Origin of the sequence: Clostridium sp. (assembly GCF_051278035.1) — a bacterium.
Lineage (GTDB): Bacteria > Bacillota > Clostridia > Clostridiales > Clostridiaceae > Clostridium_AD.
In genome coordinates this window covers 1-8,002 of record NZ_JBNMNU010000185.1, presented here as the reverse complement: position 1 = coordinate 8,002, position 8,002 = coordinate 1, and the positions used below count along the sequence as shown (strand labels likewise).

At 30.3% G+C, this 8,002-nt stretch carries 8 protein-coding genes; all 8 read left to right on the top strand.

Annotated features, from left to right (window positions below):
* On the top strand, positions 1-234 hold a 234-nt coding region (locus tag ACJAX4_RS19930), incomplete at its 5' end, for a CDP-glycerol glycerophosphotransferase family protein (protein ID WP_435791185.1).
* A gap of 39 nt (positions 235-273) precedes the next feature.
* The gene (locus ACJAX4_RS19925) at positions 274-1,740 is read left to right on the top strand and encodes an oligosaccharide flippase family protein (RefSeq protein ID WP_435791184.1); all 1,467 of its coding nucleotides are present in this window, start codon (positions 274-276) and stop codon (positions 1,738-1,740) included.
* Between the two features lie 40 nt (positions 1,741-1,780).
* Positions 1,781-2,425: a pyrophosphatase PpaX gene (gene ppaX, locus ACJAX4_RS19920; protein WP_435791183.1), complete on the top strand. Its 645-nt coding sequence runs from the start codon at positions 1,781-1,783 to the stop codon at positions 2,423-2,425.
* A gap of 89 nt (positions 2,426-2,514) precedes the next feature.
* The gene (locus ACJAX4_RS19915; RefSeq protein ID WP_435791182.1) at positions 2,515-3,753 is read left to right on the top strand and encodes a sensor histidine kinase; all 1,239 of its coding nucleotides are present in this window, start codon (positions 2,515-2,517) and stop codon (positions 3,751-3,753) included.
* A gap of 2 nt (positions 3,754-3,755) precedes the next feature.
* The gene (locus ACJAX4_RS19910) at positions 3,756-4,628 is read left to right on the top strand and encodes a response regulator (protein WP_435791181.1); all 873 of its coding nucleotides are present in this window, start codon (positions 3,756-3,758) and stop codon (positions 4,626-4,628) included.
* Positions 4,629-4,783: 155 nt separating this feature from the next.
* The gene (gene gltS / locus ACJAX4_RS19905) at positions 4,784-5,983 is read left to right on the top strand and encodes a sodium/glutamate symporter (protein WP_435791180.1); all 1,200 of its coding nucleotides are present in this window, start codon (positions 4,784-4,786) and stop codon (positions 5,981-5,983) included.
* Positions 5,984-6,127: 144 nt separating this feature from the next.
* Positions 6,128-7,306, top strand: coding sequence for an acetyl-CoA C-acetyltransferase (locus ACJAX4_RS19900; RefSeq protein WP_435791179.1), 1,179 nt, complete (start codon positions 6,128-6,130; stop codon positions 7,304-7,306).
* Between the two features lie 129 nt (positions 7,307-7,435).
* Complete coding sequence (gene pssA / locus ACJAX4_RS19895; RefSeq protein ID WP_435791178.1) at positions 7,436-7,960, top strand: CDP-diacylglycerol--serine O-phosphatidyltransferase; 525 nt, start codon at positions 7,436-7,438, stop codon at positions 7,958-7,960.
* Positions 7,961-8,002: the final 42 nt, after the last annotated feature.

The following is an 8,002-nucleotide window of genomic DNA, read 5'->3' as shown; positions in this document are numbered from 1 at the left end:
GTAATGGATGATTTAGGTGAATATAATAGTAGTAGGGGTTTTGTATTTGATGATATTTACGAGTGGATTCCAGGGCCAATAATTAAAGATGTGACACAACTTCATAGCTTTGTTGATAAGGTTAATGCTAATATAGATGATTATAAGGATATTAGACAAACAATTAATAGTAAAACTAATAAATATTCAGACTTTAATAATACTAAAAGATTATTTGATAAATTAGAGTTATAGGGTGTAATCAGAAAATTTGTTGTATAGGATGGGCATAAAATGAAAAAAGTCGTGAAAAGCAATGTGGTAACTAATTACATTTATAATAGTCTTTATCAAGTTCTTACTATTATAATACCTATAATTACTATACCCTATGTATCAAGAATCTTTGGAGCAAAAGGGATGGGCATATATGGATATACTTTTTCAGTGGCACAATTCTTCTATATAGTAGGCATGTTCGGAATCAGCTCTTACGGAATTAGAGAAATTGCATATGTTAGGAGTGATAGAAAAAAAACCACTAAGAAATTTTGGGACATTTGGTCCTTACAAGTAATCACCAGTGTGTGTGGTTTAGCGATTTACATGGTTTTTATTATATATTTTCACCTGTTGGACTATAAAATTGCTTTTGCATTCCAAATCCCCTTTTTATTAAATGCTATGTTTGATATTACGTGGTTTTTTATTGCTATGGAGGATTTTAAAAAAACCGTAACAAGAAATATAATTGTTAAAATAATTGGTCTTATATTGATATTTACATTTGTAAAAACATCAAATGACATATACATATATATACTAATAAATTCAAGTGTAGTATTTTTAGGAAGCTTAACATTATGGGTTTTTGTAAAAGAATACGTAGGTAAATTCTATATTAAAAATATTAACATTAAACATCATATAAATGGTGCTGCTTTAATCTTACTACCCCAATTTTCTATTCAAATGTATACAAGCCTAGATAAAATTTTAATTGGAAAACTATCAACTATAGAGCAAGTTGGATTTTATGATCAATCACAAAGAATTGCTAGAATAGCACTAGCAATAGTAACCTCACTTAGTGTTGTATTGATGCCAAGAATAGCTAGCATGTATGCGAGAAGTGAAGTCAAGAAGGTGGAAGAATACATTGTTAAATCAGTGAATTTTACGTTGGCATCTTCAATTTTTATAATGTCTGTTATTATGGGTATATCTAAAAACTTTGTTCCTTGGTTTTTTGGTAGTGAATTTAACGTAATTATTATTTACATGATGATATCTAGTTTGATAATTTTATTTATTGCGGTAGGGGGTGTATTTGCAAATCAGTATACATTACCTACTAATAAAAACAAAGAATATATTATTCCGTTATTAGCCGCTTCAGTGATTAATATAGCTTTAAATTTAATTCTAGTACCAAAATTTAAAGCTTTAGGCGGAGTTATAGCTATAGTTATAACAGAATTTGTAGTTTGTGTATTAAGAATAATTCTAGTGAAAAAATATTTGGACATTAAAAAAATATTTAAAGGTACTTATGGATATTATTTAGCAGGAGGACTTTCAGCAATAAGTGTATATATTTCAGGCTATTTCATTCTGGGTGGATTTCTAGGGCTCGTAATACAAGGGCTTGTGGGTTTAATAGTCTACACTATAATATTGTATATAATAAATAATCCAATAAAAACGGAGATAATCAGTATAATGAAGGAAAGAAAATTATCGAAAGTAAATAAAAAATAAAGAATTTAGGTAATTATTTAATAGTAAGGGGGACTTGTTTATGACAATTAGAAATATTTTATTTGATTTAGATGGAACGTTGTTAGACACAAATGAATTAATTATACAATCGTTTCAACATACCTACCAAAGACATTTGAATAAAGATGTAGATAAAGAAGATATTATTAAAAATTTTGGAGAAATTTTAAAAATTACATTAGACAGAGAATTTGGTGATGATAGTGAAGAAGCTATTAAGACTTATAGAAATTTTCAAATTGGTGAATTTGAAAAGCTAATTTCAATTCGTGATGGAGTAAAAGAAGGCGTAATAAAGCTTTACAAGCAAGGTTATAAGCTTGGAGTTGTCACATCGCGGATGAATAAATCGGCAATTATGGGATTGAATCATTTCGGATTAATGGAATATTTTGATGTTATTATAGGCGCAGATGATACAGAGAAACATAAGCCAGATCCGACTCCAGCGCTTATGGCTTTGAAGAAAATAGGTGGAAAACAAGATGAAACAATCTTTGTGGGGGACAGTCCCTTTGATGTTTTGTGTGCTAAAAATGCAGGGATTAAATCTGTGATTGTGGGATGGAGTGCACTTCCTATGGATATGATTCTTAAGTATGAGCCCGGTTATGTTGTAGATAGCATGGAAGAACTTTTAGCAGTAGTGGAGATGTTATTATAGAATTAACGGCTGTGAATAGAGTGAATATGGTATTATAGAGGAGCGAAGACTGTAATTATTCAGAATTTAGCCGTATTTTGGAGGGTTTTATGTTGAAAACAAAAAAGTATATTTTTTTAGCCACAATTGTATCCCTATTTGGAGAAATATATTTTTACCCATTTCAGAGTGATTTTAAATTTTCGGCAGGGGTAATTATTTTTAATTTATGCGTTCTTATAATGATAGATATCTCAGAAATTAGGCTGGCTTTTTTATGTGGAGTAGGTGTATTCATAGTTAGAGGTGTTTCTGGAATACTAATTGCAGATCATACTGTTATAAATACGGTTGTTTTTAATTTTCCATCGCTATTATATTATTTAATCTATGGAATTCTACTTAAGATAACTAAAATTAAAAAATATAAAGAACATATAGTTAAGACGATTTTATTATTTGCATTAATGGATTCACTAAGTAATGTATTTGAAGCTATTATACGAAATGGCACTAGTTCACATGTTGTAAGAATTATTATTTTAGCGGGTTTTATAAGAGGATTTATATCTTATTTTATTTATCTGACTTATAATAAACAAAAATTATTTATTTTGAATAGTGAGCATCAGAAAAGATATACTCAACTTAATTTGTTGATTTCAAATATACAGGCTGAAATGTTTTATTTAAAGAAGTCAATGAAAGATATAGAACAGGTAATGTCGAAAAGCTATAATTTATATGAGACCTATAAGGATAATGATCATTTAAGAGAAAAAACATTGAATATTGCTAGAGAAGTACATGAGATAAAAAAAGATTATTATAGAGTTTTAAAAGGATTTGAATCACTTATAGACGATTTTGAAAATGAAGATGCTATGACACTTTCAAATATTTTTACCGTTATTAAGGATAATACTACTAGGTATATAAAAGAGAATAATAAAGAAATAGCAATATCATTCTATTTTCAAAATGATTTTGAAGTTAAAGCTTATTCTAATTTATTTGTTATGGTTAATAATCTTATAATCAATAGTATAGATGATTGCAAAGATAAAGATTTTATTATAGTATCAGAAAAAGCAGATGATGATAATGTATATTTTGAAATAACTGATACGGGAAATGGTATTGATAAAGACATTCTTCCTTATATTTTCAATCCAGGCTTTACTACAAAATACGATGGTATAACTGGAAAAGCCTCTACAGGCATTGGACTTTCACATGTTAAAAATATAGTTGAACAATTAGGTGGAAATATAGAAGTGAAATCAGAACAAGATATAGGAACTACTTTTATACTCAGTATACCTGCAAGTTCATTGAATGGAGGATAATGTTGGAAAAAACTTTTTTGATTGTTGATGATGATGTTAATATTAGAAAAATGCTAGGATTTCTTATAAAGAAAAATAATCTTGGAAAAGTTATATGTGAGCTAGATAGTGGGGAACATGCTGTTCAAGAAATAATATTTTATAATCCCCAAATAGTACTTATTGATCTTTTGCTCCCTTTACTTGATGGAATTGAAATAATTAATAGAGTGAAGGAAGAGGGGTATAAGGGTAAGTTTATTATGATATCTCAAGTTGAAGAGAAGTCAGTGGTATCAAAAGCATATGAAAGTGGTATAGTTTTTTTTATAAGTAAGCCTATAAATAGTATAGAGGCAATCAATGTTATAAAAGGCATATGTCGTAATATTGAGCTTGAAGATTCTTTGGAAGCTATAAAGAGTGCACTACTCGGAGTTAATAATGATAAAAACATAACAAAAGAATTATTTGTAGATGAGGAAATAATAAATATTTTTACTAGGATAGGTATTACCGGGGCAGTAGGAAGTAATGAGTTAATAAAAATTGTACATAAAATCATAGAATTTAAAAAGAGAAATCCAGTTTCTATATACAAGCTACAAAAAATATACGATGAGATTGTGCAGGAAGAACATGGATATGAAAATCTAAATGCAAATAAAAAAGCATTAGAACAAAGGATTAGGAGAACTATTCAAAAGGCGTTGGAAAATTTATCAGAGCTGGGTTGTGATGATTATAGCAATAGTGTTTTCATGGAGTATAGTACTCTATTATTTGATTTTAAACAAATAAGGCAAGAAATGAGACATATAAATAACCCACTGAATGAACCAGGGAAAATAAGTACAAAAAAGTTTATAGAAGGAATTATTACTAAATTAAGTTAGTTTATACTTGGTAAATATTTCATACAAGACTTCAAATATACAAATATTTTGAAAATTTAAATTAATAAATGAATGTTTTTGTAGTTTTATGTAGTTTATTGAATCAACTTCTTATAATAATATTATAATATAAAAATTATGAGGGGGACGATTAAATGATTTTAAAATTAGATATGGTTCAAGCAGCAGCATTAGCAGTTGTAGTTTTATTTATAGGCCAATTAATTAAAAGAAAGCTAACAGTTTTAGATAAGTATTGTATACCTGCGCCAGTAATAGGGGGAGTACTTTTCGCAATTATGACATTAATATTAAAACAAACAAATATGTTGGTTTTTGAAATGGATGTTACACTTCAAAAATTCTTTATGACCGCGTTCTTTACAACTATTGGGTTTACAGCAAGTTTTAAACTTCTGAAAAAGGGTGGCAAACAGGTCTTCATTTTCCTAGGAATAGCTGTAGTTCTTGTAATTTGTCAAGACATTACAGGCGTAGTATTTGCTAAGATATTCGGACTTAATCCGCTTATAGGACTTTCTACTGGTTCAGTACCTATGGTTGGTGGGCATGGAACTGCAGGCGCTTTTGGCCCAGTGTTTGAAAAAGCAGGTGCTGTAGGAGCAAATACAGTAGCAATGGCATCAGCTACATTTGGATTAATAATGGGTAGCATGCTTGGCGGACCAATAGCTAAGAAACTAATTGATAAACATAAACTTGCGCCTTCAATGAAAACGGTTAAATCTTTATCGGAAGTTGCAGCAACTAAAGAAAATGGGTTAAAAGAATTAGTTCCTGGAAACTTTATGCATGCTACAACACAGCTTTTTATAGCTATGGGTATTGGAACAATAATATCTTATTTTTTAGAAAAAACAGGAGTGACATTCCCAGCGTATATTGGAGCAATGTTTGCAGCTGCAATTATAAGAAACTTATCAGATTCAACAAAAATATACGAAATTTATGCGGATGAAATAGACATCATAGGAAATGTATCATTAGCTATATTCTTATCTATGGCATTAATGGGATTAAAATTATGGCAATTAGCTGATTTAGCTTTACCACTTTTAGTTATGCTATTAGCTCAAGGGTTAATAATTGCACTATTTGCTTACTTTGTAACTTTTAATGTTATGGGTAGAGATTATGAAGCAGCAGTAATGTCTGGTGGTACTTGTGGATTTGGTATGGGTGCTACACCAAATGCTATGGCAAATATGGAAGCTCTTACAAAAAACTATGGGGTTGCTCCAAGAGCATTCTTTATCGTACCACTAGTAGGAAGTTTATTCATAGATTTCTTCAATGCTGGTATTATTACCACCTTTATGAATTTTTTCGGATAATAGTTAAATAACAAGGGACATAAATTATATACTTTGATATGTTGAAACGGGTGTGTTTCTAAAATGCACCCGTTTCTTTTTATGTGAATGATTGGTATAATATATACAAAGAAGTTTTAAATTAAATAAGCGGAGGGGTAAAATATGAGAGACGTAGTAATTGTAAGTGCAGCAAGAACAGCAATAGGTAGTTTTGGAGGAACATTATCAAAATTATCGGCTGTAGAGATTGGTACCATTGCTGCTAAAGAGGCTATAAAAAGAGCTGGAGTTAAACCAGAGCTAGTAGAAGAGGCTATTATCGGTAATGTATTACAAGCAGGACTTGGACAGAATGTTGCAAGACAGATTTCAATATATGCAGGTATGTCTGAAGAATCTTCAGCCCTTACTATAAATAAAGTATGCGGATCAGGACTGAGAGCTGTAAGCATGGCTGCACAATTTATAATGTGTGGAGATGTAGATATAGTTTTAGCAGGTGGAACTGAAAGCATGACCAATGCTCCATATGCACTTCCAAATAATAGATGGGGTGAAAAAATGGGAGATGGAAAAATAGTTGATACTATGATTAACGATTCTCTTTGGGATGTATTTAATAATTACCATATGGGGGTTACAGCAGAAAATATTGCAGAGAAGTGGAATTTAACAAGGGAAGATCAAGATAAATTTGCATTAAACAGCCAATTAAAAACTGAAAGGGCTATAAAAGAAGGCAGGTTTAAAGAGGAGATTGTTCCAGTAGAAATTCCTCAAAGAAAAGGTGATCCGATAGTATTTGATACAGATGAATTCCCGAAAATGGGATCAACTATAGAAAAATTAAGAAAATTAAAGCCAGCATTTAAAAAAGATGGTACTGTAACAGCAGGTAATGCATCAGGAATAAATGATGGTGCGGCTATGTTTATAGTGATGTCAAAGGCTAAAGCAGAAGAACTTGGACTTAAACCTCTAGTTACGATAAAATCTTATGCATCATCTGGGGTAGATCCAAAGATAATGGGATATGGTCCAGTGCCTGCAAGTAAAAAAGCGTTACAAAAGGCAGGAATATCTGTAGACGCTTTAGATTTAATAGAAGCCAATGAAGCTTTTGCTGCTCAATCATTAGCTGTAGCTAAAGATTTAGGTTTTGATATGGAAAAAGTAAATGTTAACGGTGGAGCGATTGCACTAGGGCATCCAGTAGGAGGTTCAGGAGCAAGAATACTTGTTACATTAATACATGAAATGATAAAAAGAGATTCCAGGACTGGACTTGCTACGTTATGCATAGGTGGAGGCCAAGGAACTGCTATTATTGTTGAAAGATAACTATCAAAAAGGATTAGCATATAATGCTAGTCCTTATAAATTTTAACAAATAATTTATAAGAATGTGCGAGAATTCTAAAGTATAACTTTGAATAATATGGTATAATCATAAGGATAGGAGTGATATATATGGTTAAATTAAAAAATGCAGTACCAAACATTTTCACCTTAAGCAATATGTCTTGTGGAATTATGTCAATACTTATGAGTTTTGAAGGCAATTATAAATTATCAGTACTATTTATTTTTTTAGCAGGAATATTTGATAGATATGATGGTAGATTAGCTAGATATTTGAAAGTAGATACCGAAATGGGTAAAGAACTAGATTCGTTATGTGATTTAGTATCTTTTGGTGTGGCACCTTCCATATTGATATTTAACATTTATAATTTTACTACGCTAGGTTACATTGGATATTTGATGGTTTTAGTATTTCCAGTAGCGGGAGCATATAGGTTAGCGAAATTTAATATTACGGATTTTAGTGGCGTTTTTTCAGGGATTCCCATTACAATTACAGGAACATTTTTAGCACTTTATGCTTTGATTATGACTGGTACTGGAAAAGCTACTAATATAGGGCCTACTATGTTTTTATTATTTGTATTATCTTATTTAATGGTAGGCACTTTTAAATTTAAAAAAAGGTAGTAATATTATAAAAATGTATTTCAAAACGAAATTATAGTATTA